This is a genomic window from Roseibium sp., from assembly GCF_048260565.1.
Lineage (GTDB): Bacteria > Pseudomonadota > Alphaproteobacteria > Rhizobiales > Stappiaceae > Roseibium.
In genome coordinates this window covers 570,682-595,619 of record NZ_JBLXGP010000001.1, presented here as the reverse complement: position 1 = coordinate 595,619, position 24,938 = coordinate 570,682, and the positions used below count along the sequence as shown (strand labels likewise).

The following is a 24,938-nucleotide window of genomic DNA, read 5'->3' as shown; positions in this document are numbered from 1 at the left end:
CGGTGCTTGGAACGAAGGTGAGGCTTTGACATGAATATCGGTCGCAGACCCGAACTTGGATTGACCGCCCTCTTTGTCCGGCGTCCGGTGTTCGCCTTCGTCATCAACATGCTCATCGTCGTTGCTGGCCTCGCAGCCTTCTTTGGCGTGGAAATTCGCGAACTGCCCGATGTCGACCGGCCGGTCATCACTGTGCGAACAACATATCCGTCCGCAGCAGCCGAGACGGTTGACCGGGAACTGACCGGCGTGATCGAAGGCGCCGTTTCGCGCGTTTCGGGCGTCAAGTCGATCTCGTCCACCTCTTCTTACGGCGACAGCCGGGTCACGGTCGAATTTGCCGATGACGTCGACCTGGACACCGCGGCCTCCGACATGCGCGACGCCCTCGGACGTGTCGCCAACGACATCCCGGAAGATGCCGATCCGTCCCGGATCATCAAGGCCGATGCCAATTCTTCTCCCGTCGTGCGGCTTGGACTGACTTCGGACCGGACGTCGGTCGAGGATATGACCGTCCTTGTCGAGGATGAAATCTCCGATGCGCTTGCGGCGGTTCCCGGAGTTGCCGATGTTCAGGTTTATGGCGACCGCGAGAAGATTTTCCGCATCGATATCGACCAGGCCAAGATGGCGAGCCTCAATCTCACCATTGCCGACGTTGCCCAGGCGCTGTCCTCCATGGCCTTCGACACGCCGGCCGGATCGCTGACCAGCCGGGACCAGGACCTGATCGTCCGCGCGACCGCTTCGGTAAACACGCCCGATGCTTTCGAACGCATGATCATCAATCGCCGGGCCCGCCTCGGAGACTTCGCAACCGTAACGCTGGGGCCGGATCTTGGCCAGTCGCAACTCAGGGCGAACGGCCAGTCCGGGATCGGTATGGGCATCGTCCGTGCGGCCCAGTCGAACACACTGGAAATCTCCGAAGGGGTTCGCGCGGCGGCTGCGCGTATCCAGGAAAACCTGCCGGAGGGCATGACGATCGAGGTCACCAGCGACGATGCGACCTTCATCAACGGCTCGATCCACGAAGTCGAAATCGCGCTCCTCATTTCCGTCAGCGTCGTGTTGCTGATCATCTACCTGTTCCTGTGGGACTGGCGGGCCACACTTATTCCCGGCGTGTCCATGCCCGTGGCCCTGATCGGGACGCTCGCGGCGATCTATCTCGCCGGCTTTTCGGTCAATATCCTGACCCTGCTGGCGCTCGTGCTCGCGACCGGCCTTGTCGTCGACGACGCAATCGTGGTTCTGGAAAACATCGTCCGACGGCGCAACGAAGGTATCGGCCCGCGGGCTGCCGCGGTGCTCGGCACCGACGAGGTTTTCTTTGCAGTGATCGCGACGACAGCGACACTCGTTGCCGTTTTCGTGCCGCTTTCCTTCCTTCCGGGACAGACCGGCGGCCTTTTCCGCGAATTCGGCTTTGTTCTCGCTATCGCCGTTTTCCTGTCGTCTATCGTGGCCCTGTCGCTGTGCCCGATGCTGGCATCGCGGATCCTAAAATCCGGGTCCGAACACTCCGGACATGGCGGACTGACCGGCGGCCTCGGACGCGTCCTTTCCGCGCTTTACCGGCGCAGCCTGCGCGCCTGCCTCAACGCCCCTCTGGTCGTGGTCGCGGTCTCGATATTTTTTGCGGCGGCCGCCGGGCTGATGTTTCCCATGCTCAAGTCCGAGCTGACCCCGCCGGAAGACCGGTCCCTGGCCTTCCTGCGGATTTCAGCGCCTCAGGGCGTCAGCCTCGACTATCTGTCTAACCAGATACAGACCATCGAAGGGCTTCTGCAGCCCTTCCGCGATGCAGGTGAAGTGAACAGCACCTTTTCCGTTGCCGGCTGGAGAGGGTCTTCCAATCAGGGGTTCATGGTGTTGCGCCTTGCGCCCTGGGCGGAGCGCAGCCGGTCGCAGCAGCAGATCGTCTCGGACATAAACGCCCTGGTGCGAAACGTGCCGGGCGTCCGCGCCTTCGTCTTCCAGCCCAACAGCCTCGGCATTCGCGGCGCCGGTTCCGGCCTTCAATTCGCGATCGCCGGCAACAACTACGCAGAGCTTGGCGAAACGGCAGAACGCGTCGTGGCGGAGATGGAAAAGGATCCCCGGTTCCGGCAGGCACGGCTAACGAGCGAAGCCACCCAGCCGCAGCTATCGGTCTCGATCGACCGCGAACGCGCATCGGATCTCGGGATCGACATCAACGGGCTGGGTACGGCCATGCAGGCCATGCTCGACGGACGCAAGATCGGCCAGGTGTTCATCGATGACAGGGCCTTCGACGTGAAGTTCGTCTCCACGACCAATCCGATCAACGACCCGACCGATCTGGAAAACATCTTCATCAAAACCAGTGACGGGCGTTTCGTGCCGGTCTCAACGATCGCAAGCCTCGTGGAGAAAGCCGTTCCGCCGTCCCTGTCACGAGAACAGCAGATGCGAGCGGTGGGGATTACCTCCGGACTGGCGCCCGATTTCGCACTGGGGGAAGCTTACAAGGCCGCTCAGGAGATCGCGGAACCTCTCCTGCCTCCTGGTTCCCGCATCATTCCGCTTGCCGAAACGGCCACGCTCGGCGAGCAGTCGTCGAGTATGGCCCGCACGTTCGGCTTCGCGATCGTTATCATCCTGCTCGTGCTCGCCGCTCAGTTCGAGAGTTTCATCAGCGCGCTGATCATCATGGCGACCGTGCCTCTGGGCCTTGCCTGCGCGGTCTTCGCCATGCTCCTGACCGGCACCACCCTCAACGTCTACAGCCAGATAGGGCTTGTCCTGCTGGTGGGCATCATGGCCAAGAACGGCATCCTGATCGTGGAGTTCGCAAACCAGTTGCGAGACCGGGGCCAGGGCGTGCGCGAAGCGATCGAGAACGCGGCCAATGTCCGCCTCAGACCGGTGATGATGACGATGATCTGCACCATCGTCGGCGGTGTGCCTCTGATCCTTGCGTCCGGCGCCGGTGCGGAAGCGCGTATCGCGCTTGGATGGGTCATTGTCGGGGGACTTGGCCTTGCGACCCTGTCGACACTGTTCCTGACCCCTGTCGCCTATCTGCTACTTGGACGTTTCGTCACGCCCAAGGCGGAAGAGGAAGAGCGGCTGCACAAGGAAATCGACGCGGCCAAATCCCTGGAAGCCACTCCGGGAGAATAATTCGACGCGGTCAACCAGAGACCATCGGGTCCTTCATGTGGAGCAGCGGTTCGGTGAGGCTTGAAAGCGACGCCTTCTGTCTGCCGTCGGCGTCGAAATTGTCCGGGCTGAGATAGGTTTCGAAGGCTTTGGATAGCGCGGGCCATTCCTTGTCGATGGCGGCAAACCAGGCCGTATCCCGATTGCGTCCCTTTACGATCGTCGCCTGGCGGAAAACGCCCTCATAGGACAATCCGAGCCTCTGAGCCGCTCGCCGCGATCCGGCGTTGAGCGCGTTGCATTTCCATTCATAACGCCGATAGCCGGCTTCGAAGGCCCATTTCATCATCAGATACATGGCCTCGGTGGCGGCCACCGTCTTTTGCAGAAGCGGCGAGAAATTGATGTGGCCGACCTCAATCGACCCGTCCTTCGGGCTGATGCGCAGGAAACTGGCGACGCCGCAAACGCGTTTTTTGTCGAGGCGTTCGATGGCGAAGAAATAAGGGTCCTTCGCCCCCTGGAAATTCTTTACCCAGCCCTCGAAGGTATCCAGGGTATCGAACGGTCCGTAAGGCAGATAATCCCATATCCGCCCTTCCCGGTCTGTTCGGAAGGCTTCGAAGAGTGGCTTTGCATGTGCGGCCAATGTCATCGGAGCCAGGACGACGTGGTTGCCGGCGAGACAAAGATCGGCCGGAGTGGTCGGCTCCCGCCAACCGGCGAGATCTTCCGATAATTCCCTGGTCACCATTCGTCCTGCCTCTCGCCAATCCATTTCCGTAGCGGCACCAGTCCAATTGGACTGAAGTTAAAAATGCGCCTTGTAGTCTTCCTTGCTCACCCAATCATTGACAATTCGATCCGCAAGCAAGGGCGCAGCCCTGCCTTCATCGAGAAGATGATTTGCCGGATCCGGATTGGAGTAGGCTTCGTTCAGAATACCCTTTGAAAAATCGATCGTTTCCAGGGTTATATCGATGTAATAGACACCCAATTTCCGGGCGAGGCTCTGCAGACGGCTATTGTAAACCAAAGTCAGAGCTGTCCTTTGGTATTGCGTCGCCTTCACTTCCGCTCGTGCGCCTTTCAGAAACTTCTTGTCGGCATCATCGGGAATGGTCGGCAGGACACTTCCGAAGATGCAAACACGCTCAGGCTCGTATTTGGGCAAAATGTAGCTGGTGACGAACTTCTCGTAGTTTTGCAACGACCGCTCGAGCTGATCGAAAATCGAAACCTTGTTCTTTTGAGCGAGGTACCAGAATACGAAACCGCAGTCGACCTCACCCAGCATGATCCCGACATAGTCGTACTTCCCCTCTTCAAGGTCCATCAGCTGTTCCTTGAAGACATCCATGCCGTCGAAACTCGCATTCGGATTGACGGCGCCTTGAGGCGTAACGCCGCCCACGCACAGGACGTCGATCTCGAGTTCCCTGTTGTCGGGAATGTTGTCGAACTGGTACTGAACGGCGACACCGTTCAGTTGTTGGACATAGATATCGCCAAGCAACAGCAATCGACTCATTTCGCTACCCTTTGCTTATGTGTCGAAACAAGCGGTCCTTTACATCCCCGGCCGCCACCAAGCCTGTTGGCAGATGGATGACATTCATCCACTTCTGTGACTGGTTGGTTTTGAAGGTATCCGGAGCCTGGAAAGCTCCTGTTACGGCTCACTCCCACTCGATCGTTCCCGGAGGCTTCGACGTAATGTCATAGGTGACCCGGTTGATCCCCTTCACCTCGTTGATGATCCGTGTGGCGGTTTCGCCCAGGAATTCATGGCTGAAGGGATAGTAATCCGCCGTCATGCCGTCGACACTGGTCACGGCACGGAGCGCGCAGGCATAGTCATAGGTTCTTCCATCGCCCATGACGCCGACGGTGCGCACCGGAAGGATCGCAACGAAGGCCTGCCAGATCTCGTCATAGAGACCGTGCTTGCGGATCTGATCGATATAGACCGCATCGGCCTGACGCAGGATATCCAGCTTGTCGTGGGTAATTTCGCCGGGACAGCGGATCGCGAGCCCCGGTCCGGGAAAGGGATGCCGGCCGATGAATTTCTCCGGCAGCCCGAGTTCACGGCCAAGCGCCCTCACCTCGTCCTTGAACAGTTCCCGCAAGGGCTCGACCAGTTTCAGGCCCATCTTTTCCGGCAAACCGCCCACGTTGTGGTGGGACTTGATCGTCACGGACGGGCCGCCGGAGAAGCTGACACTTTCGATGACGTCCGGGTAGAGCGTTCCCTGAGCCAGGAACTCGGCGCCTTCGATCTCGTTGGCGTGCTTCTGGAACACGTCGATGAAGAGCCGGCCGATGATCTTGCGCTTCGTTTCCGGATCCGACTGGCCTTCCAGCTCGCCGAGGAACAACTCACTCTCGTCCGCATGGATGAGCGGAATGTTGTAGTGGTCTCGGAACATGCTGACCACTTCATCGGCCTCGTTCAGGCGAAGAAGGCCGTGGTCGACGAAGACGCAGGTCAGCTGGTCGCCGATCGCCTCGTGGATCAGGACGGCCGCCACCGAGCTGTCCACGCCGCCGGACAGACCGCAGATGACCTTCTTGTCGCCGACCTGCTCACGGATCCGGGCGATCGCATCCTCACGATAGGCGCCCATGGTCCAGTCGCCGGAGAAGCCCGCGATACGGACAAAATTCTCATAAAGCTTCCGGCCGTTCGGCGTATGGTGCACTTCCGGATGGAACTGAACCGCATAGAAGTGGCGCGACGGATCGGCCGTGATGGCGAAGGGCGCGTTCGGTGAGGTGCCGTAGACGTTGAAACCCGGCGCGATCTCACTGACGTGATCGCCGTGGCTCATCCAGACCTGTTCGCGCTCGTCCTCGAACCAACCGTTCAGAAGATCCAGTTTTTCGCCTTTGGGAACAACATAAGCCCGGCCGAATTCTGCGGTCTTGTGTCCGCGCTCAACCTTGCCGCCCAGCATCTGCATCATGGCCTGCTGGCCATAGCAGATCCCCAATATCGGAATTCCCAGATCGAAAACGGCGCTCGGCGGCATCGGCGCGCCTTCGTCGAAGACGGAGCACGGTCCACCGGAGAATATCACCGCCTTGGGCGAAAACTCGGCCAGAAAGGCATCGGTGACGTTCTGATAGGGATGGATTTCGCAGTAGACTTTCAGCTCACGCAGACGCCGGGCGATTAGCTGGGTGACTTGTGAGCCGAAATCGATGATCAGGAGACGGTCATGCTGGGTCATGGCAAGCTTCTAATGCGTTCCGCGCAGAAAATGAACCACCAATAACAAAGGCTTTCCGCCTTTCTACCGGAAAAATACGAGATAGACCCGGCACCACGGCTGCTCCGCTCCCATCCCCCGCCAGAACCGGTGGCAGAAACTGTTTTCAATCCGGCTTCGCCGGATCCCGACAAGCCGTTGCGGCGTTGGAAAGATTCCTGACGCGGATTAGCCTTTAAAGCCACCATCAATAGATGGGCAGGATTGCCGTCCAACGTCCGTTTGTATCAAAACACAGGTCGTCTTCCGGGTTACATGGCGCCACGCGATGTTTCAGATCGTACTGAAATAAAATCAGATCCCCGATATCGGAATAACTCTCCACCTTCATGACCTGATTGCCTGAAGAGACGATTTCCGTGGCCCCGACATCGAAGTTCCTGCCCTTCTTGCTCAGGTTCAGAATGAGACCGTAGTTCACCGGATAACGCGGGTGTTGATGCCAATCAAAAAAGCCGCCGCCCCTGGGATAATGGATGATTTGAATGCGTCTTATTGCAGACGCGATCCGCTTCTCATCTGTCACAAATTTCGACTGAAAGGACATCATCTCCTTGTACAAATTCTCTATCGGTGTACCGGCAAATTCGTTGTCGAAATGGGTAAATTGTATGGATCTGAAAATCCTGTCCGTCTCAACCCTACTCGGCAAAACATCTAGGGAGTAGAAAAACCCGTCTTCTTCTTTTCGATGGCTTAGTGTCTTCATTTTCTCGTGGCTTAGCCGAACCACTTCCTCACAAAGGTCGCCACTCAGAAAATTTCGGATTACATAGATTTCGTTGTTGGAATACGGCTTGATTTCATAGCCTTCTTTTTCCACCGCATTTAAATCGATCATGGAAGGTCCATATCCTTTGCTTTCAAGCAGCAGGAAACGTTGTTGAATAACAATAACGCAAGACGCGTTTCTCCACATTCGCGGTAGCGCCTGAAGTCACCGATTTCTTCCCCGCCATCGGGAACTGGCACGGCCGAAGCGGCCTTTGCCCTATTCCCTCCCCATCCGCCTGCAAGGATCGACCGAAAGGGCGAAGAACCCGTTTGATAACGTGCGATTCGCTTTTGACGGTTTCCGATTGCGCTCCTAGGCTTGACATCATCAGTGGCGCCGAACCGCCGGTTCGCGCAAAATGTAAGGACAATTTCATGACGTCTTCGGCCAGGCGCGCCTTTGAACATGCATTGTCCCTGGAACGGGCCGGAGATGGCGAAGCCGCGCTCGCCGCCTATCTGGAAGCGCTTGAACTGGCGCCTGACGACGTCGAAATCGCCTACCGGACCGCGACGGCCCTTTTACGGGCCGGCATGCTGGAAGAAGCCGTCTCCCAGCTCAGGCGAATCGTCTTCGCCGAGCCGGCCCACACCGCGGCGCGGGCCAACCTGGGAAACTGCCAGCTCCTGCTAGGAGATCTGGCGAACGCGGAACTCAATTTCCAGGAGGTTCTGGAGGGCGCGCCCGACAATCACAATGCGCTTTACGGCCTGGCGACCGTCCGTCTGCAGCAGGACAAGCCGCAGGAAGCGCTCGCTCCCGCTCAACGGCTCGTCGACCTTCTGCCAAACAGTGCGCCTTCCCAGACACTCTATGCCCAAAGCCGCGCCCGCGATCCGCAGCCTTCGGCGGCCATCGCGGCCTTCCGGAAAGCCATTCAGATCGATCCGGCATATGTCCCGGCGCTCACAGGTCTCGCAGAAGTCCTGATCCGGGCAAGGCGCTTCTCCGAGGCCATCACGCTAGGAAAAGAAGCCATGGCGCTTCAGCCGGGCAATGCCGATACATACCGCATTGTCGCCAGCGCCCATCAGGCGGCCGGTGACTTTGCCACTGCACGGGATGTGCTTCTGAAGGCCCTGAGCCTGAGCCCGGGCGATGTCGATGTGCTCATTCGCCTGAGCATCGCAGGGCGGAAGCTGGAGGATTATGCGGCGGCCCTGCTGCACGCCTGGCAGGCCCATACCAGGCAGCCGACCAACAAAGAGGCCGGAAATGCGCTCGGATCGGCGCTTGCCGCTCTTGGAAACTCAAAGGATGCCAAGGCCGTCCTGACCGCGATCGCCCAGAAGCGCCGGCTGGAACCGGACGTCGAGAGCCGGATCTCAGCGCTGTGCGCGGAGATCGAAGCGCGCGAGCGCAGCGGAATGGCCGCGGCAGAGACCATTCCGGCCGAACCATCCGGTCCGGAAACAGACGAAAATGTGAAAGAATAGGCTTTTTCAGCCTGTTCTTTCCATCAGTGCCAGAAAGAAACCGTCCGTCCGGGTCGTGGCCGGGGTCAGCGTGATGTCGCCCCGGTCGTTGGCATAGGCCGGTTCGTCAGCACCCGGCAGGCGCGCGCGCCAAGTCTCCAGTGCCGACACCGGGCTGAACTCCGTATTCTGCGACAGAAACCAGGTAACCTGTTCGGCATTTTCCCCGGGCAACAGTGAGCAGGTCACGTATGCGATCCGCCCGCCAGGCTTTACGTATTGAGACGCGTGGACAAGAACCTTGCGCTGATCCTCGATGCGGTCCGCAAGCGCCTTTTCCGACAGGCGCCATTTGGAATCCGGTCGCCTGCGCCAGACACCCGTTCCGGTGCAAGGCGCATCGACGAAGACGAGGTCCATTTCATCGGCAAGGCCATCCAGACCGGCGCTTTTAGGGTCGCGAACCTGGACATTGCGCGCGCCTGCCCGCTGCAACCGTTCATGGATCGGCGCCAGCCGCAGGCGATCCGCGTCATAGGCATAGATCTGGCCGCGGTTTTCCATCCGGGCCGCAAGCGCCAGCGTCTTGCCGCCGCCGCCGGCGCAGTAGTCAAGCACCTGCATGCCCGGCTCCGGGCCGGCCAGCAGGGAAACCAGCTGGCTCGCTTCGTCCTGAAGCTCGAACCAGCCTTTGCGATAGCCTTCTTCCGCCTGCACATGCGGCATGCGCGCCGCGCCTGGCTTCGGGGCGATGCGCATGCCGACCTGCGACAGCGGGCAAGGAACGGCCCCCACATGCGACAGGCGTTTGAGAAGTTTCTCGCGGTCGGATTTCAGCGTGTTGACCCGCAGATCGATCGGTGCCCGGGCGGCGAGTGCCTGGCCTTCCGCAACTGCGTTTTCACCGAAGACCTCAAGGAAGGACGGCCAGAGCCAGTCCGGTACATCGGCAGCGGCAGCGCCCTCAGCTTCGCGGTCCGACCCGGCGGCAAGGCTGGTCCGCTCCGCCTCGCTCAAGGCTTCCGGAGCGTGCTGATCCTCGGAAAGGACCGTTTCCAGCCGCTCCAGGCCGTTTTCCCATGTCAGCGCATAGGTTGCCAATGCCAGCAGACGCGGGCTGTCCGACCCCACCCGGCCGGCAAGGCTCGCCTTATGGCGCAAGGCATCGAAAACCAGGTTACCGATGACCGTCCGGTCGCCGGAGCCGGCAAACCTGTGCGCGGTGCCCCAGTCCTTCAGGGCATTTTGAACCGGGCGATGGCGGGACTCGACTTCCTCGAGAACCTCAATTGCCGCAGATAGGCGTCCGCCATCCTTCATGAAAAACTCCAGCCGGCCATCGGTGATCAGACCGAGGGCACGGAAAAATTATTACACATTCGTCGGGTAATTCGGACTTTCGCGCGTGATGGTCACATCATGCGCGTGGCTCTCGCGGAGACCGGCTCCGGAAATACGCACGAACCGCGCCTTTTCCTGGAACTCCGCAATCGTCTTGCCGCCCACATACCCCATTGCCGCGCGCAAGCCGCCGGCCAGCTGATGCAGCACACTCGACAGCGCGCCCTTGTAGGGCACCTGCCCTTCAATTCCTTCCGGCACGAGTTTCAGCGTATCGCGCACTTCCGCCTGGAAGTAGCGGTCCGCGGAACCGCGCGCCATGGCGCCGACCGACCCCATGCCCCGGTAGGACTTGTAGGAGCGTCCCTGGTGAAGATAGACCTCGCCGGGGCTTTCCTCGGTGCCGGCCAGAAGGGAACCGACCATGACGGAGGATGCACCGGCGGCGATCGCCTTGGCAAGGTCGCCGGAAAATTTGATGCCGCCGTCGGCAACGACCGGAATGTCGTGCTTGTTGGCTTCTTCCACCGATTCCAGGATCGCGGTCAGCTGCGGGACACCGACACCCGCCACGATGCGCGTGGTACAGATCGAACCGGGACCGATACCGACCTTGACCGCATCCGCGCCGGAATCGATCAGAGCCTTGGTGGCCTCGGAAGTCGCCACGTTGCCGGCCAGCACCTGAACGGAATTCGACAGGGTCTTGACCTTGGACACCATCTCCAGAACGCGCGCCGAATGGCCGTGGGCGGTGTCGACGACGACCATGTCGACGCCGGCATCGATCAGGCGTTCCGCCCGTGCCATGCCTTCCTCGCCGACGCTGGTCGCGGCCGCTACACGCAGCCGGCCCTGATCGTCTTTCGAGGCATTGGGATTAAGCTTGGCCTTTTCCATATCCTTGACGGTGATCAGGCCGATGCAGTTGTTGTCGCCGTCGACCACCAGCAGCTTTTCGATCCGGTGCTGATGCAGCAGGCGCTTGGCCTCTTCCTGGCTGACGCCGTCGGAAACGGTGACCAGGTTCTCCCGGGTCATGAGTTCATAGACCTTCTGGCCCGGGTTCGAGGCAAAGCGCACATCGCGGTTGGTCAGGATACCGACCAGCCGACCGGTGTGCTGGCCGCCCTGCCCGCCGTTTTCCACCACGGGCACCCCGGAAATCCCGAAGCGTTCCATCAGGTCGAGGGCGTCCTGCAGGGTCGCGTCCGGACCGATGACCAGCGGGTTGACGACCATGCCGGATTCGAACTTCTTGACCTTGCGGACCTCTTCGGCCTGCTGGTCTAGCGACAGATTGCGGTGGATGACACCGATGCCGCCGGCCTGAGCCATGGCGATCGCGAGACGGCCTTCGGTGACCGTGTCCATTGCCGACGAGATGATCGGCAGATTGAGAACGATATCCTTGGTGACCCTGGAGCGGAGCTCCGTCTGACCCGGCATGACTTCCGAATGCCCGGGGATCAGCAGGACATCATCGAAGGTGAGCGCTTCCATTCCGGTCGACGGAACAAAGAATGAGGCCATTGCCAATTCCCCCTGAGTTAGTGGGCATAAGTTAATGAGCATGTGCGACGCAGAAACGGTCGGGTTTCTGCATCTGACGATTCGCTTCGGCTTTGCCGGAGAAGTTGGCGCGGGTCAATAACATGCAGGTGACAGGAAGAAAAGCCCCTGCCCCGCGAAACCGGCAGCAAGTTTGCCGCAGTGGGCAGTTGATGCCTACTCGCGTTCGTCTTCCTCGCTCATGCCGCGGAATCCCTTGGCAATCACATAGAGCTCCGGGCTTTCCTTGCGACTGGCCGGCGGCTTGATGTGGGAAACGCTCTTGAATTCGCGCTTCAGGTCGGAAAGCAGCGCGTTTTCCGTACCGCCGCGAAACACCTTGGCAAGGAAGGAACCGCCCGGCACCAGATTATGGCGGGCAAAATCGATGGCGATCTCAAAGAGATGGGTGGTGCGCAGATGATCCGTCTGACGATGGCCGGTGGTGGGCGCCGCCATGTCGGACAGAACCACATCCGGCTTGTGACCGCCGAGCGCCTCGATCAAGGCGTCGGGAGCATCATCGTCCAGAAAATCCTTCTTCAGGAAGACCGCGCCGCGCACGTGGTCCATATCCAGATAGTCGATCCCGACGACCTTCGGCGCGTCCACGCTCGATTGTACCCGCTCGACCGCGACCTGGCACCAGCCGCCCGGTGCCGCTCCGAGATCGACCACCCGGTAACCGGGCTTGAGCAGCCTGTGCTTGTCGTCGATCTCGATCAGCTTATAGGCCGCGCGAGAACGGTATCCGTCGGCCTTGGCCCGGCGGACATACGGATCGTTCAATTGCCGCTGCAGCCAGCGGGTGGAGGATTCGCGCCGGCCGGCGGCGGTTTTCACGCGCACACTCAGCCCCCGGTCGCCGGATCCCCGTTTTGATCGGCTCATGGTTTGCCTCTTTGACGGCCCGTTTGCCGGCCGTTCGTTTTTCTTCTCGACCACACACCATCGGCGGCCATCAATTCCGTCAGAATGCCTTCGCGCAGGCCGCGGTCGGCAACGCGCAGTCTGGAACAGCTCCAGCGGCGGCGGATCGCCTCCAGGATAGCGCAGCCGGCAAGCACTAGATCGGCACGATCCGCGCCGATACAAGGGTTTTCGACCCGCTCTTCGTAGGGCATGTCGCGCAGGCGATCAATCATCGCGCCGACCTGGGTGTTCTCCAGCCAGGCACCGTCAACCCTCCTGCGGTCATACCGCTTCAACCCGAAATGAACGCCTGCGAGTGTCGTCACGGTGCCTGACGTGCCGAGCATATGCACCCGGCCCGAAGAAATCGCCGCCGTCAGTTCCTCTCCCAGGCTGAAAGCCGCCAGATGCTCCGCCGCATCGGACACCATGGCCTCGAAAATATCCGGCGTCACGTGCACGCCACCGTGACGTTCCGCGAGATTGACGACGCCCACGGGAAGCGAAATCCAGGAGCGGACGAACCGCGTCAGGGCATAACCGCGCGCGCCGCAGCGGTTGCGCAGGTCCAGCCAGACGATTTCCGAAGACCCGCCGCCGATATCGAACAGGATGACGCCTTCCGCCTCCTGGTCGACCAGCGAAACGCACCCGGCCACGGCCAGCCGGGCTTCGGTCTCCCGATTGACGATTTCAAGCGCAAGCCCGGTCTCCGCCTGGACGCGCGAGATGAAGTCCGCTCCGTTTTCCGCGGCCCGACAGGCTTCGGTCGCAATCAGCCGCGACCGCTCCACCCCCCGTTCTGCAAGCTTGCGGTGGCAATTTGCAAGCGCGTCGATCGCCCGATCCATTGCCGCATCGCTCAGCCGCTTGTGCGCTCCGACCCCCTCGCCCAGCCGGACGATGCGCGAATAGGCATCGACGACCCGGAAGCCGCGCTCCTCAGGCCGCGCAATCAGCAAACGGCAGTTGTTGGTGCCAAGGTCCAGCGCCGCATAGAGCTTTCGGTTGTCCTGGCGGGCCACGGAACCGCGGATCCGATTCGCGTTACCCGGCCTCGGCCCTCTTCCACGTCCATCCGGCTGGCCTTTTCCCGGAACCGGCCGCTTACGGCCGGGCACGGCCGGCCGCGAATATGCGCCGTTCGCCTCGGAGGCCGGCAATGATTCAGAGTGGTTTGCCTGGCGTTCGGACGGGTTGTCCAGAGCGGAGAACTTTTGAGACTGTTCCCGGCCTCCGCTTCCATTCTTGCCCCCGCGTTTGCGGTTGCGCCGCCGTTTCGCCTTCTGCCCCTTCGCACTCGGGGGGCCGTCGGACGAATTCCGTACGTCTGCAGGCACGTCCGCCTTCCCCTGCAAACCACCGTTTGCAGGCCCGGTCTCTGCCTGAAGTGCCGATGCGAAGCCGGATTCCGCCTGTCCGCTGGAGGATGCCGCTGCTGGCGGAGCAGGACGTTCTGCCCCGTTTTCCGACGCGCTGTGCATCTTGCCGCCACGCCGCCTGCGTCGCCGGCGTTTGGACCGCGTTTGCGCCTTGAGGGCGCTGTCAATTCCGGACGCATCAGGGGCACCACGCCCGGTTTCGGGCGGTTCCTGACCTGACTGTGTCACGTTTCAGCCTTTCGGCACGAAGCCCGGGCGCAAGCGCCCCGCCTCATGCATATCTTTCGTTGGTGAAACTGTAACAGGTTGTCTGTGCGGCGAAAAGCGTCAGATTTTAATAATGAGGCATAAGGCTCCGGCGCAAACGTGTCGGTGAGACCCGATACTTGAAAAATGCATCTGCCCTGTTGCATCATGCCCCAAGTTGGATATATACGCTGCCTACGCAACGTTGGCGCCTTGGCCCGCACGGGTCGGACTCGCCATTAAGCGCATCGACGTATACTGTCTGTTTGGCGCTTCTGTTGGGGAATAGGTTAACGGTAGACCCGCGGACTCTGACTCCGTTAGTCCTGGTTCGAATCCAGGTTCCCCAGCCAACTCTTCCATAAGTTATTGATATAATTGAGTTAATCGGATTTACGAATCCATACTCTCAGTGATTTTGGCCAAGTGATGCCCAAAACTGGTCTCATGAACTGGTGCCCATTGGTGCCATCCGGCACAACGAATATTGGCTATGGCTTGTCGAGATGATGTTCAAAATTTCCCGAGCCGCGGAAATGCCTGGTCCTGGCGGATCGATTCCGGAAAGAACGTCCGCATCATCTTTCAAGCAGGGTGTGACTTGCCTGATGGTTCCTACTTCGGTCCCGTCGCCTTCGGCAGCACGCAAGGTTTGGCTTTTTCGTCGATCAGGCCGCCTCCGCCGAAGATCCGGCCGAGCAGGTTCAGGGGAAGACTGATCGTTTCGCCAATGGCCCGGCCGGCGCCGGCATGTTTGACTTCCAGGTTCGGTTTGCCCATGTGCCCCTTGATGGCAAACGGCGAAACGATATCGACGACCTGTTTGCGCTTTGGACGTGGCACGAAGGACAGGTCCAGGGTCTCGGATTTCAGATCGACGCTGCCACCACCGATGATCTGGACGTTTTCGGTTTCGATGATCAGCGACCTGGTCGAGGCCAGGCCATTCTTGAAATGAAGCGGCAGGACCGCGCAGACCAGTTTCGACGTCTCCTTGCCATCCTTGTTGCTGAAAATCCAGGTCACGAGATTGAGACCACTCAGATCGATCAGCCGGGTCGGGATCTCTCCGCCCCATAGCGATGCGGTCATCCGGCCGGAGAGCGATTTCAAAAGGCCGATTGCGGATCCGGCGGCGCCGTTCACATCGAAACTCATGTAGATCGTGCTGTTGAAAGGCGCGGTCAGGCCGAATTCCCGCATCAACCGGCCGAGTCGCCATTTTTCGATCCGCCCCTTAGCGGACAGGACCGGCGTCTTCTTGTTGAAGTCGGCGCTGAAATCGCCCTTGATCGTGCCGCCGAGATAGGTGAGCGCCAGCGGTGCCAGGGACAATTTCAGATCCTCGTATCCCAGGGTTCCAGCCACATTGCCGGCCACAGCCTTGTTGGTGATCAGCTTTTCGATGTCCAGGCCGATTTTCATTCGCGTCTTGTATTTGACAGCTTCCGCAATCTCGACCGGATCGAGATGCGGATGCTCCCCCTTGATCGTCAGTTCGATCAGCCCCGCGAAATCAGACACGTCCAACTGTGCAGAGCGGATGTCTCCGGTCGCCACATAAAGGCCGTTGTCCGTATCCTCGGACAAGTCGGCGTCGATCTGCACTTTCGAAGCGCCTGCCTGCAAGGCGCCCTCGGCCGAAAAGGACGCGTCTCTCAAGGTAAGGGTGCCGTCGAATGTCACCGCAGGTGCGGCATGCGTCAGCGTTACACCGAACACGGAGGCATAGGCGGCCATATCTGGAATATCCAGTTCCGTTTCCAGGGCGAAGGCATCGATCCGGCGCAGATGGGCAATGGAAAGCTCCGCGTCGAATGAAAGCAGGTCCGTGCCGGTCACGGCAGCCGTGAATTTCCGTAGGGCGAGTAGACCATTCTCGTCGGAAAATTCGATCTCGCCCCCAAGCCGGCCCAGGGCGTTGGCGTCGTCCAGAGACAGCCCGAAGGCCTCCACAGTCGGCACATGGTAACCGCCGGAGAGATGGATTTCCTCCAGACCCAGAAGGTCGCCGATACGGCCCCTCAATTCGAGATAGGGCGCATCCGCCGGACCGTGCCGGATGTCTATTCCTTCAAGGCTCACCCGGTTGTCCGGTTGCTTGACGACCCTCTCGACCGAGATCGGACCGAAATCGCCGAGTTCCAGAACGGCCAGGTTAGTGATGACATGCGCATCGGATACGGACAGCTTGTCCCGGTTGCCGCTGAGATGAAGCGTAAGGCCCGTCGTTTCGATGGCGAATGTGTCGTCAACGCCGGGGCCTTTCGGCGCAAGCGGCGCGAGGGTCGAACGCAAATCCAGGGAGATGGCGGATCCGTTCACAAGGTCGCCGACAGAACCCGTGACGTCCAGCGTGTCACCGAACTCGTTTCTGGCGGACAGGGAAAGGTCCGCGAGGGCGAGACTGTCCAGCGGTCCGGAAAGGGCCCCGGTCGCCTCGCCCGTGCCTTCGATCTCGCGGGCAAGTCCGGCTGCTTCCAGAAAGTCCCCGATCGACTCCAACCGGCTGTCGAAACTGAGAGCGATCGCGGCAACCGGGTTCGAAATGTCGATTGTTCCCGTGGCAGTAGATGTCAGGCCGGACACCTCGAGCCGAGTCCTGATCGGCAGAACAGCAAGCGGTATCTTTCTGTCACCGCGTGTAATCTCTCCTTCCAGCGCCACATCATATCCATTCGTTGTGCCGGCAAAGGAGATCTCCGTCTTTTCGCTGCCGGACGGCCGGTGAAAGCGGAGCGTCTGAATGTCGAAGGTTTCGTTCCAGCCGTTCGGTTCGTCTTCATATCGAAGTTTCACATCCGACAGGAGGAAGTCGTCGGAAAGACGGGATTTCAGAAAAGCGCTCGGGATTCTGAAGGCGGCGGGTTCCTCCTGGGGTTCCTCTCCGCTGCTTTCGGCTGTCGGCGGGCGAAGGATGATGGTCGCGCCGGCCATTTGAAACGTGCCAAGGTCCTTGACCTTGCCGACGAGACAGGAATAGGCGCAATCGAAGGAAACCCTCTTGAAAGCCTGCGCGTCCGAAATATTCCGTGTTGTTCCCTCCGTGAAAACGGCGTCTGAAATCGAGATATTGACCTTATCCGCGAACCCAAACGACACGTCGCCATTGATTGATATCGGGTGACCGAGACTGTCGCCAATGAGTTCGGCCACGAGGCTTTGGCGCAGGGGGAGAAATAGTTCGCTTTTTAGGATCAGCAGGACAGTCGCCGCCGAACCAGCCAGAAGCGCGACAACAATGATTGCGAAAATACGAAATCTCTTCGGAAGTGCCATGGCACCATTTGATCCATTGCCGCAACGTAAGTCAAAAACTGACCTGTAAAATCCTCGAATACTTACTCCTGACCGCCCCCATAAGGCAGCTTCTGGTCTGGACGACCGAGATAAGCTCCATGCCTTGTTCCGTACGGAGCGGGCTTTTTGATCGCAGCTCCACCCGACCGGTTTGTTTTAACTGGTGGTGCGTGCCCTGAAGCGACATCAACGGAATGCTGGGCACCGTTTCAACCGGAAGCGGGTTACGGTATTTTTCCTTGGCCGCCCGTCGTCGCGCGTGATCTATTTGAGGCCAATTCGATGACGCACTCCGATTTGCCGGTCCTGAACCCTGCCTTACCGTCCGAAAGCGGTTCTTTGGACTTGGGTCGCTAGTCCGGATGTGCCCGAACGATGTGAAAGGTCTCCGCATGGGCATCGTGCGCCTTATCCGCAGAACCTGGCGGCTCTTGAAAATAGCCTTCATCATGGGCCTCGGGGCAACCGTCGCTGTCGTTGCCATCGGGATCGTCTATCTCACCAGCCAGGCGGACCTGTCGCCGTGGCACACCGCAACGCTTGAGGAAGACTTCAAGGCCGACTCGGATGTCTCGACCTTCGCGGACTACCAGGCTCTCGAGGACAGGCTGTTCCGGGAACTGGATGACAAGGTCACAAAGCCCGTCAACTGGAGCAGCCGGGACCAGATCAACCGCTTCCAGCCGGGCAGCGTTTCCAATCCGGCGCGCTGGCCGCGGAACTGGAACCGCAGTTTTGTTCTTGAAGCCGCGGATCCGAAGGCATCGGTTCTGCTGCTGCACGGGATGTCGGACTCACCCTACAGCCTGCGGTCCGTCGGACGGGTCTTGCACGACCGGGGAATGACCGTTCTCGGACTGCGGCTTCCCGGACATGGAACTGCGCCGTCGAGCCTTCTGGACATCACCTGGCAGGACATGTTCGCCGCGACCGAACTCAGCGTCAGGTATCTTCACGATCTCGCGCCGGACCGGCCGATCTACATCGTGGGCTATTCCAACGGTGCCACGCTGGGCGTTCTTTATGCCCTGAAACAGGTCGACGCCCCCGACAGCCCGCAAGTTTCCCGGGTCAGCCTGCTCTCTCCGGCCATCGGCATCACGCCGGCCGCGGCCTATGCCCCGTGGCTGATCAAACTCGGCCATATCCTTGGACTGCAAAAACTTGCCTGGAGCTCGGTTCTTCCCGAATACGATCCCTTCAAATATTCCTCGTTCACCGTCAATGCGGGCTATGTCACCTATGAATTGACGCGACAGGTCCAGCTTGCGCTCGATATGCTCGAGGCCGAGGGGAAGCTTGCCGACATTCCGCCGATCCAGGGCTTCTCTTCGGTCGTCGATGCGACCGTTCGGCCGCCCGACCTTGTCGCCAAGCTGTTCAATCGGCTTCCGGAAAACGGCTCGGAACTCATCCTGTTCGACATCAACCGGGCCATCGCCGACACGCCGCTGTTTTCCTTCGACTCGCAAGCGATCCTGAAACCCCTTACCAGCGATCCGGACCACGCCTACACCATTCATGTGGTGACAAATCTGGATACCAAGAACGCCAAGGTCGGGCAGAAGTCGTTTGCACCGGCCGCCAGGCATCCGGTGACCTCACCGCTCAACCTTTCCTGGCCCGGCGATGTCTACTCCCTGTCCCACATCGCCCTGCCCTTCACGGCCGACGACCCGCTCTACGGTCACATCAGGCAACCGCAGATCTCCGCCCTGCAACTCGGCGCCTTGGTTCTTCGCGGAGAAAAAACGGTTCTGAATATCCCGGCATCAGATATCCTGAGGAGCCACTGGAATCCGTTCCACGCTCACATGCTGGATGAGATGGCGCGTTTTTTCCAGGCCGGCAGAACAAACCCGGCCCAGGACTAGGCTGACAAACCCGCACCGGTGCTCGTTTCCCACTTCCCTGCCCGGCAGCAGCACTTTCGGCGCAGGACCGACACGCGTTCTCTAGTTTCAGAAAGGCGGACTGACGCAGATCCTACGGCAACACGATGAGGTGGCCGTTACCAGAAACGGAAACCGGGATGTTCGCGATACTTTGGACAACGCCACGCGCGACGCCGGGTTCTTCGTTTCTCGTTTCCAGCGAATTGCCTTTTGAAAGCTGGTGGCCGATCAGCTTCACCACTTCCGGCGCTTCGGCGAATTTCGTGTGATTGAGACTGCTGGTGTCCTGGATCTGGGTGAGATCCACGACCGTGACGCCCAGCTTTGCCAATTGGTCCGCTTCCGCGTCCCCCACCCTGCTGACGCCCCCTGCAATTTTTTTGGAAAACCCAAGAGCCTTGTCGTTCTTGGCGATCAGGACGTAGAACTTGCGCTGACTGCGAGGCAGTGCCTTGATTTGCGTTTCAAAGACGTCGACATCGATATCCGGAGAGGCAAGGATCACTGTCTTGATCTTGCGCGTCGTGTTGAATTTGCGCTGCATGGCGGCCTGGCGGATGGCCTCCATCGTCAGGAAATTTCCCATGGAATGCGCCACGACATCAAAGCCGGAGGGAGATGCCCTCTCCAGAAGGTTTGCGCCCTCGACAAGACGATCTCGGGCCACCAGCGTGCTGTTCAGGTCATAAACGTAGTCGAGCAAGTTGCCCTTGGACGCCCAACTGAAGACCACCGGAATGCCCGAGAAGTTCATGTCATGGGCGAATTGCGCCGTGCGGACGATCGCATCCGTCAGCGTGGTATTGAACCCGTGAACGAAAAGAAGCAGATCCCTGTCCGTTACGGGATGGCTTTGAATTTCCCTGTGCAGGTCGCTGACAAAGGAGGCCTCGGTCGGAAAGACTTCAGGATCAATGATCGTGAAACTTTTTCGGGGATCCGGAGGTAGCGTGCCTGCCCGCTCGATGTGTCCGATCTTGTGGTTTGGCGGAATGGTCACCCGGACCTTTGCAAGACCGAGCCCCATCCCTCGCTCGCCTGAAAACAGAAGCGCCGGATTATCTGAGACGGCGCGGGTCGTCAGGATATAGACATCCCTGCTTTTGATCTTACTCTGGCTGGCCAGGGAGACTGACGGATCCTCGACACCGATGATCGCATCCGGTGGTCCGGCACAGGCCGAAAGGAACAGCAAGGTCGTGGCCAGAACAACCGCGCAGCACCGCGCGTAGTTCAATCGTCCCTTCATGCGTTCCACCACCCCGCTCATCACGCCTTTATAGTTATCTTTTGCCCCTAATTTTTAGTCAACCTTGGGGAATGGTCTTATGCACTTACAGGGCATGGCCGGATTACTCAGCGAAATTGCCATCCGAACGAATATATTGGCTCCATGATGCCGCATCGTTGAACTCCCACGGTGGGCGAATGCCGGAACGAAGCTTGCTGCGCTTGATCAAGGTGTCCGCGGAAACCGTGTCGTCTATCAGACCCAGCTCCTGGAACAGCCCCACCGATGCCCCCGGTACCCACCGCCTCAGATCATACCAAGGCACGGTCTTCTCGATGCCCGGGCTTAGTTTGAGAAGCGTGGTGAAGCAGCTTTCGGATATCGTGGAATAAAACTGCGGCCGATCGTGAATGCTTGCGACGAAATTCAAAAGCCGCCGGAGGTAGGCCCTGATTTCGACGGGAGGCGCCGTGAGTTCGAAGATATAAAGATCGTTCGGCGGGACATGCGACAGGCGCTTCCAGAGAAGGTCCCGCTCCGTGCCGAGAACCGCATAAAGCTGATCGTGCCGGAAGAAGCCGGCCAGCGGATCGAACTTGTCCCAACTTGTCCGTCGCGCTTCGAAGGAAACGGCCAGATGGTCCCCGTTCCTGAAGGTAAAACTCGTCATCACATGAACGGTGGCGAGAGAGTTGCCGAACGGCTGAAGAATGAACTGCGCGCCGGTCAGATCATCCAGATCGAAACGGTGCGTCGTCCACACCGGGTCCGCGGGAGCGCCGATCGGATGAACCGCATCCCGGTAATTTTCGATCTGGAATACGGACCCGATCCAGGTCACATCGGCAAGCTTTGCGTGCAGTGGCACGAAAGCCTGCGGCGCCGGTGATTTGAGAATATAGACTGCAAAAAACACGCAAATGAATGCGGTCACGATCAGCCGTCGAACCGATCGCCTGCGCCCGGACACAAACCAGAGCCCTGCCAGAAGGGGGCATAAGACAATCCCGATGGACAGTCGCAGCCCGTATGGCCAGCCGACCCAGTAGTAGCTGGCCAGCCCGATGAATATCAGCAACAGGATCAGGACGAGACCGGCCAGGAATTTGAACAATCTACGCACCATCACCCCACGCCCCTGCTGCCCCAACATCAATGCGATGGCCGTCATCCATCTTTGCCATCATTGGCGAAAGAATTGATCACAGCCGTCCCTTCATGCGCGAAAAAAATTGTTATTGAAAATTATGCAGCCGAATATCGAACCACTTATGGTCAAATAATTACCTCGCGTTATCATGTGTCAGGCTGTTTCCAACAGCCACGGATTTTTTGAGAGGAGTTGATGAACAAAGATTGCCTCCTAACCGATTTCAATGCCTTGCGGCGAAACCTCATGCGCCATTCAACCATTGTCTCGGCATGGTTTTGGAGCTGACCCTGTTCGGCGGCCGCGTCATCGGAAGCGTCACCTGCAATCTCGATAATAGCGGGCTGGACAATGACGCCTCCCGTAACGGTGCCGCCGGCATCAATCTTTTCGAAAAAATCCGGAATTTCATCGCCCTTTTGGGCTTGCTCCAGCAGTCAGACAAGCATCGACCAGGAAAGTTGAGTTAAGCGACAAACGTTTCCTTTCTGCGGCTGCACACAAGATCTTGGAAGGAATAAACCCATGAAATCGATCAAACATGGCCTCGCTGCACTATGGGCCATAGGCATGCTCCTTGCATCAGCCTCAGCTCAAGAGCCATCGGACCACGGCACATTGATTACCGGCGCCCGGATCTTCAATGGCCTCGATCCGGACCTGATCGAGGGTCAGGACGTTCTGGTGCGAGATGGCATGATCGCCGAAATTGGCGCGGATCTGACGCCGCCGGACGGTGCCAGGGTGATCGACGCCGCCGGCCGTACGATGATCCCCGGGCTGACCGACGTCCACTGGCACATGACGATGGCGGAGGTGCCGCAGAGCACACTTCTGACCGGCGACGTCTACGAGATCGCGGCCCGGGCGGTTCCAACGGCGGAGCGCACATTGATGAGAGGCTTCACCACGGTGCGCGACATCGGCGGGAACAGCTTCTCTATCAAGAAGCTGATCGACGCCGGGGTTATCTTGGGTCCGCGCATGCTGGTGGCAGGTGCACCGCTCAGTCAGACAGGTGGTCACTATGACTATCGCCTGCCCCACGAGGTTCCCGCCGACAGTACGCTCGATTACTGGGGACGGACCGGTTTCTTCGTCATCGGCGACGGAGTGCCCGAAGTCCGCAAGCGCGCCCGCGAACTGTTCCGGATGGGAGCCAGCCAGATCAAGATCGCGGCCGGGGGCGGGGTCGCCTCGATCTTCGATCCGCTCGACGTGCGCCAATACTCGCCTGAGGAAATGAAAGCCATCGTCGATGTCGCCGATAGCTACAACAGTTATGTCGCCGCCCATGTCATCACGGACGAGGCTGTTCGGATGGCCGTTGAGGCCGGGATCAAGACCATCGAGCACGGCATGCTCGTCGGCCGTGAAACCCTCGAACTGATGAAGGAAAAGGGCGTCTGGTTGAGCACGCAGCCGCTGCTGGACGATGAAGACCGTATGGTCTTCCCGACCCAGGAATCGACCAACAAATGGTTAGAGGCGACGGCGGGAACGGAAAAAGTCTATCCGCTTGCCAAGGAAATCGGGGTCAAGATCGCATTCGGAACGGATGCGATCATGGATCCCGAAATGGCGGAAAAGCAAGGTAAGTTTCTTGCCAAGCTGTCACGATGGTTCACGCCCTACGAAGCACTGAAAATGGCGACCTCCGGCAATGCCGAACTCATGGAAATGGCGGGTCCGCGACACCCCTACAAAAAGGGGCCCTTGGGCCAAATCACGGTGGGTGCCTATGCCGACCTGATCCTCGTCGACGGCAATCCGCTGAAGGATCTTGACCTGGTCGCCGACCCGCACGCGAATTTCGATCTCATCATGAAAGACGGCGTCATCTACAAGAATGAAGTGGAGGGTTGATTTATGCTTCGGACGACAACCACCATTCTTCTTGGCGCCGTAATCGCGGTCGCGCCTGGTGCCGGATTTGCGCACGAGCCTATTGCTCTCTCATCCAACGGCGGCCAGATCGTGCATGGCAACACCTACGGTCCCGCGCTTAAATATGACAATGTCATCATCCGAGGGGCAAAGGTCTTCAACGGATGTGATGAGGACTTGCTCACCGCCGACGTGCGCGTCACCGACAACCTCATCGCGGAGATCGGACCCGATCTGGAGGCCCCGGAAGGCAGCTACGAGATTGTCGCGGACGGCCACACCATGATTCCAGGGCTGATCGATGCGCACTGGCACGGGATATTCGCCACCGCCACGATTGGCGAACTCATGACAACCAACGAGGGCTATTGGAACCTCGTAACGTCGGTTGCACAGCGCGACACTCTGTATCGCGGGTTTACGACCGTTCGTGATGCCGCCGGGCCAATGTTCGACATCGCACGAGCAACAGACGTGGGGCTCATAGTGGGGCCGAGGGTATTCCCGTCAGGCCCCGCAATCTCACAGACCTCGGGGCATATGGATTTCCGCATAACCCGCGATGTACCGGCTACGCCTGACAAGCTCCATTCCTTTGAGACGTCCGACATGTTCTACATCGCTGACGGCGTGCCTGAGGTCTTGAAGCGCGTTCGCGAAAACCTGATGCAGGGCGCGACGCAAATCAAACTCATGGCGGGTGGCGGGGTTACATCATCTTACGACCCGATCCACACGATGCAATATACCAAGGCAGAACTGGAAGCGGCGGTCGAGCAGGCGGCTAACTGGGGTACTTACGTTCTAACTCATGCCATTAACGACGAGGCCGTGAACCATTCAATCGACGCAGGCGTCAAGAGCGTCGAGCACGGCCATATGTCGACCCGCGAAACCCTTCAGAAGTTTGTCGAGGAGGATGTTTGGCTCAGCATGCAACCTTTCATGGATGATGAGGATGCACCGGCACTGAACGACTTTCAAAAGGCGAAGTACAAGTTCGTAACCGACGGCACCGATTTCGTCTACAAAACCGCCAAGGAACTCGGCGTCAAAATTGCCTTCGGCACCGACACTCTGTTCAGTGCCGATCTGGCCAAGCGCCAAGGCGCACAGCTCGCCAAACTGCAAAAGTGGTTCACACCATACGAGGCCTTGAAGATGGCGACCTGCGACAATGCCGAGCTGCTCAAACTGTCCGGCCCTCTGACCCCCTATCCCCTGGGACCGCTCGGCGTAATCGAGGAAGGTGCCTATGCCGACCTGATCCTCGTCAACGGCAATCCGCTGGAGGATCTTGACCTGGTCGCCGACCCGCATGCGAATTTCGACCTTATCATGAAAGACGGCGTCATCTACAAGAACACTCTGGAGGACTGATCAATGTTTCGCAAAATTCTCTCCGCGTCCCTCTTCGTTTTCACCGCCACGACGGCCGGCGTTCAG

At 59.3% G+C, this 24,938-nt stretch carries 17 protein-coding genes and 1 tRNA gene; 7 read left to right on the top strand and 11 right to left on the bottom strand.

Annotation, left to right across the window (positions count from 1 at the left end):
• Positions 1-30: 30 nt before the first annotated feature.
• The gene (locus ACN0SO_RS02600; protein WP_417674214.1) at positions 31-3,153 is read left to right on the top strand and encodes an efflux RND transporter permease subunit; all 3,123 of its coding nucleotides are present in this window, start codon (positions 31-33) and stop codon (positions 3,151-3,153) included.
• Between the two features lie 10 nt (positions 3,154-3,163).
• Here the strand turns inward: ACN0SO_RS02600 and ACN0SO_RS02595 are convergent, their stop codons facing one another.
• The 4 genes from ACN0SO_RS02595 to ACN0SO_RS02580 form a co-directional block, all read right to left on the bottom strand.
• Positions 3,164-3,886 (bottom strand): GNAT family N-acetyltransferase, encoded by a 723-nt coding sequence (locus ACN0SO_RS02595; RefSeq protein WP_417674212.1) that lies wholly within the window; start codon positions 3,884-3,886, stop codon positions 3,164-3,166.
• Positions 3,887-3,943: 57 nt separating this feature from the next.
• Positions 3,944-4,663: a hypothetical protein gene (locus tag ACN0SO_RS02590; protein WP_417674210.1), complete on the bottom strand. Its 720-nt coding sequence runs from the start codon at positions 4,661-4,663 to the stop codon at positions 3,944-3,946.
• Between the two features lie 148 nt (positions 4,664-4,811).
• Complete coding sequence (gene guaA / locus ACN0SO_RS02585) at positions 4,812-6,368, bottom strand: glutamine-hydrolyzing GMP synthase (RefSeq protein WP_417674208.1); 1,557 nt, start codon at positions 6,366-6,368, stop codon at positions 4,812-4,814.
• Positions 6,369-6,594: 226 nt separating this feature from the next.
• The gene (locus ACN0SO_RS02580) at positions 6,595-7,326 is read right to left on the bottom strand and encodes a hypothetical protein (RefSeq protein ID WP_417674206.1); all 732 of its coding nucleotides are present in this window, start codon (positions 7,324-7,326) and stop codon (positions 6,595-6,597) included.
• Between the two features lie 230 nt (positions 7,327-7,556).
• Here ACN0SO_RS02580 and ACN0SO_RS02575 point away from each other — a divergent pair, with 230 nt between their 5' ends.
• Entirely contained in the window at positions 7,557-8,618 is a 1,062-nt protein-coding gene (locus ACN0SO_RS02575; RefSeq protein WP_417674204.1) for a tetratricopeptide repeat protein, read from the top strand.
• Positions 8,619-8,624: 6 nt separating this feature from the next.
• Here the strand turns inward: ACN0SO_RS02575 and ACN0SO_RS02570 are convergent, their stop codons facing one another.
• From ACN0SO_RS02570 to ACN0SO_RS02555, 4 genes are all read right to left on the bottom strand, one after another.
• On the bottom strand, positions 8,625-9,917 hold the full coding sequence (locus tag ACN0SO_RS02570) for an RsmB/NOP family class I SAM-dependent RNA methyltransferase (protein WP_417674202.1): 1,293 nt from the start codon (positions 9,915-9,917) through the stop codon (positions 8,625-8,627).
• Positions 9,918-9,968: 51 nt separating this feature from the next.
• Positions 9,969-11,471, bottom strand: coding sequence for an IMP dehydrogenase (guaB, locus tag ACN0SO_RS02565; RefSeq protein ID WP_417674200.1), 1,503 nt, complete (start codon positions 11,469-11,471; stop codon positions 9,969-9,971).
• Positions 11,472-11,666: 195 nt separating this feature from the next.
• A complete protein-coding gene (locus ACN0SO_RS02560; protein ID WP_417674198.1) occupies positions 11,667-12,380 on the bottom strand; it encodes an RlmE family RNA methyltransferase in 714 nt (237 codons plus the stop codon).
• Positions 12,377-13,885, bottom strand: coding sequence for a Ppx/GppA phosphatase family protein (locus ACN0SO_RS02555; RefSeq protein ID WP_417674196.1), 1,509 nt, complete (start codon positions 13,883-13,885; stop codon positions 12,377-12,379). Before ACN0SO_RS02555 ends, ACN0SO_RS02560 begins: the two co-directional genes overlap by 4 nt.
• Positions 13,886-14,308: 423 nt before the next feature.
• On the opposite strand from ACN0SO_RS02555, the gene ACN0SO_RS02550 reads away from it, so the two are divergent.
• Positions 14,309-14,382: transfer RNA gene (locus ACN0SO_RS02550), tRNA-Gln, on the top strand.
• A gap of 262 nt (positions 14,383-14,644) precedes the next feature.
• Here the strand turns inward: ACN0SO_RS02550 and ACN0SO_RS02545 are convergent.
• Positions 14,645-17,308 (bottom strand): AsmA-like C-terminal region-containing protein, encoded by a 2,664-nt coding sequence (locus ACN0SO_RS02545; RefSeq protein ID WP_417674194.1) that lies wholly within the window; start codon positions 17,306-17,308, stop codon positions 14,645-14,647.
• A gap of 398 nt (positions 17,309-17,706) precedes the next feature.
• On the opposite strand from ACN0SO_RS02545, the gene ACN0SO_RS02540 reads away from it, so the two are divergent.
• Positions 17,707-19,203: an alpha/beta hydrolase gene (locus ACN0SO_RS02540; RefSeq protein ID WP_417674192.1), complete on the top strand. Its 1,497-nt coding sequence runs from the start codon at positions 17,707-17,709 to the stop codon at positions 19,201-19,203.
• 112 nt (positions 19,204-19,315) lie between these two features.
• On the opposite strand, the gene ACN0SO_RS02535 is transcribed toward ACN0SO_RS02540, so the two are convergent.
• Complete coding sequence (locus ACN0SO_RS02535) at positions 19,316-20,494, bottom strand: alpha/beta hydrolase (RefSeq protein WP_417674190.1); 1,179 nt, start codon at positions 20,492-20,494, stop codon at positions 19,316-19,318.
• Between the two features lie 82 nt (positions 20,495-20,576).
• Positions 20,577-21,581 (bottom strand): DUF4105 domain-containing protein, encoded by a 1,005-nt coding sequence (locus ACN0SO_RS02530; protein WP_417674188.1) that lies wholly within the window; start codon positions 21,579-21,581, stop codon positions 20,577-20,579.
• A gap of 296 nt (positions 21,582-21,877) precedes the next feature.
• Between ACN0SO_RS02530 and ACN0SO_RS02525 the strand changes: the two genes are divergently transcribed.
• From ACN0SO_RS02525 to ACN0SO_RS02515, 3 genes are read left to right on the top strand one after another with little or no spacing between them, the layout of a single operon-like run.
• On the top strand, positions 21,878-22,075 hold the full coding sequence (locus ACN0SO_RS02525; RefSeq protein ID WP_417674186.1) for a hypothetical protein: 198 nt from the start codon (positions 21,878-21,880) through the stop codon (positions 22,073-22,075).
• Between the two features lie 55 nt (positions 22,076-22,130).
• Positions 22,131-23,471, top strand: coding sequence for an amidohydrolase family protein (locus ACN0SO_RS02520; RefSeq protein ID WP_417674184.1), 1,341 nt, complete (start codon positions 22,131-22,133; stop codon positions 23,469-23,471).
• Between the two features lie 3 nt (positions 23,472-23,474).
• Positions 23,475-24,872, top strand: coding sequence for an amidohydrolase family protein (locus tag ACN0SO_RS02515; protein ID WP_417674182.1), 1,398 nt, complete (start codon positions 23,475-23,477; stop codon positions 24,870-24,872).
• Positions 24,873-24,938: the final 66 nt, after the last annotated feature.

Excerpts from the sequence above, each read along its gene's own strand:
- ACN0SO_RS02580 (WP_417674206.1), bottom strand. The coding sequence starts at position 7,326 with ATGTGGAGAAACGCGTCTTGCGTTATTGTTATTCAACAACGTTTCCTG.
- ACN0SO_RS02570 (WP_417674202.1), bottom strand. The coding sequence starts at position 9,917 with ATGAAGGATGGCGGACGCCTATCTGCGGCAATTGAGGTTCTCGAGGAA.
- guaA (WP_417674208.1), bottom strand. The coding sequence starts at position 6,368 with ATGACCCAGCATGACCGTCTCCTGATCATCGATTTCGGCTCACAAGTC.
- ACN0SO_RS02595 (WP_417674212.1), bottom strand. The coding sequence starts at position 3,886 with ATGGTGACCAGGGAATTATCGGAAGATCTCGCCGGTTGGCGGGAGCCG.
- ACN0SO_RS02525 (WP_417674186.1), top strand. The coding sequence starts at position 21,878 with ATGGTTTTGGAGCTGACCCTGTTCGGCGGCCGCGTCATCGGAAGCGTC.
- ACN0SO_RS02520 (WP_417674184.1), top strand. The coding sequence starts at position 22,131 with ATGAAATCGATCAAACATGGCCTCGCTGCACTATGGGCCATAGGCATG.
- ACN0SO_RS02555 (WP_417674196.1), bottom strand. The coding sequence starts at position 13,885 with ATGCACAGCGCGTCGGAAAACGGGGCAGAACGTCCTGCTCCGCCAGCA.
- ACN0SO_RS02515 (WP_417674182.1), top strand. The coding sequence starts at position 23,475 with ATGCTTCGGACGACAACCACCATTCTTCTTGGCGCCGTAATCGCGGTC.
- ACN0SO_RS02560 (WP_417674198.1), bottom strand. The coding sequence starts at position 12,380 with ATGAGCCGATCAAAACGGGGATCCGGCGACCGGGGGCTGAGTGTGCGC.
- guaB (WP_417674200.1), bottom strand. The coding sequence starts at position 11,471 with ATGGCCTCATTCTTTGTTCCGTCGACCGGAATGGAAGCGCTCACCTTC.
- ACN0SO_RS02535 (WP_417674190.1), bottom strand. The coding sequence starts at position 20,494 with ATGAGCGGGGTGGTGGAACGCATGAAGGGACGATTGAACTACGCGCGG.
- ACN0SO_RS02545 (WP_417674194.1), bottom strand. The coding sequence starts at position 17,308 with ATGGCACTTCCGAAGAGATTTCGTATTTTCGCAATCATTGTTGTCGCG.
- ACN0SO_RS02575 (WP_417674204.1), top strand. The coding sequence starts at position 7,557 with ATGACGTCTTCGGCCAGGCGCGCCTTTGAACATGCATTGTCCCTGGAA.
- ACN0SO_RS02600 (WP_417674214.1), top strand. The coding sequence starts at position 31 with ATGAATATCGGTCGCAGACCCGAACTTGGATTGACCGCCCTCTTTGTC.
- ACN0SO_RS02530 (WP_417674188.1), bottom strand. The coding sequence starts at position 21,581 with ATGGTGCGTAGATTGTTCAAATTCCTGGCCGGTCTCGTCCTGATCCTG.
- ACN0SO_RS02590 (WP_417674210.1), bottom strand. The coding sequence starts at position 4,663 with ATGAGTCGATTGCTGTTGCTTGGCGATATCTATGTCCAACAACTGAAC.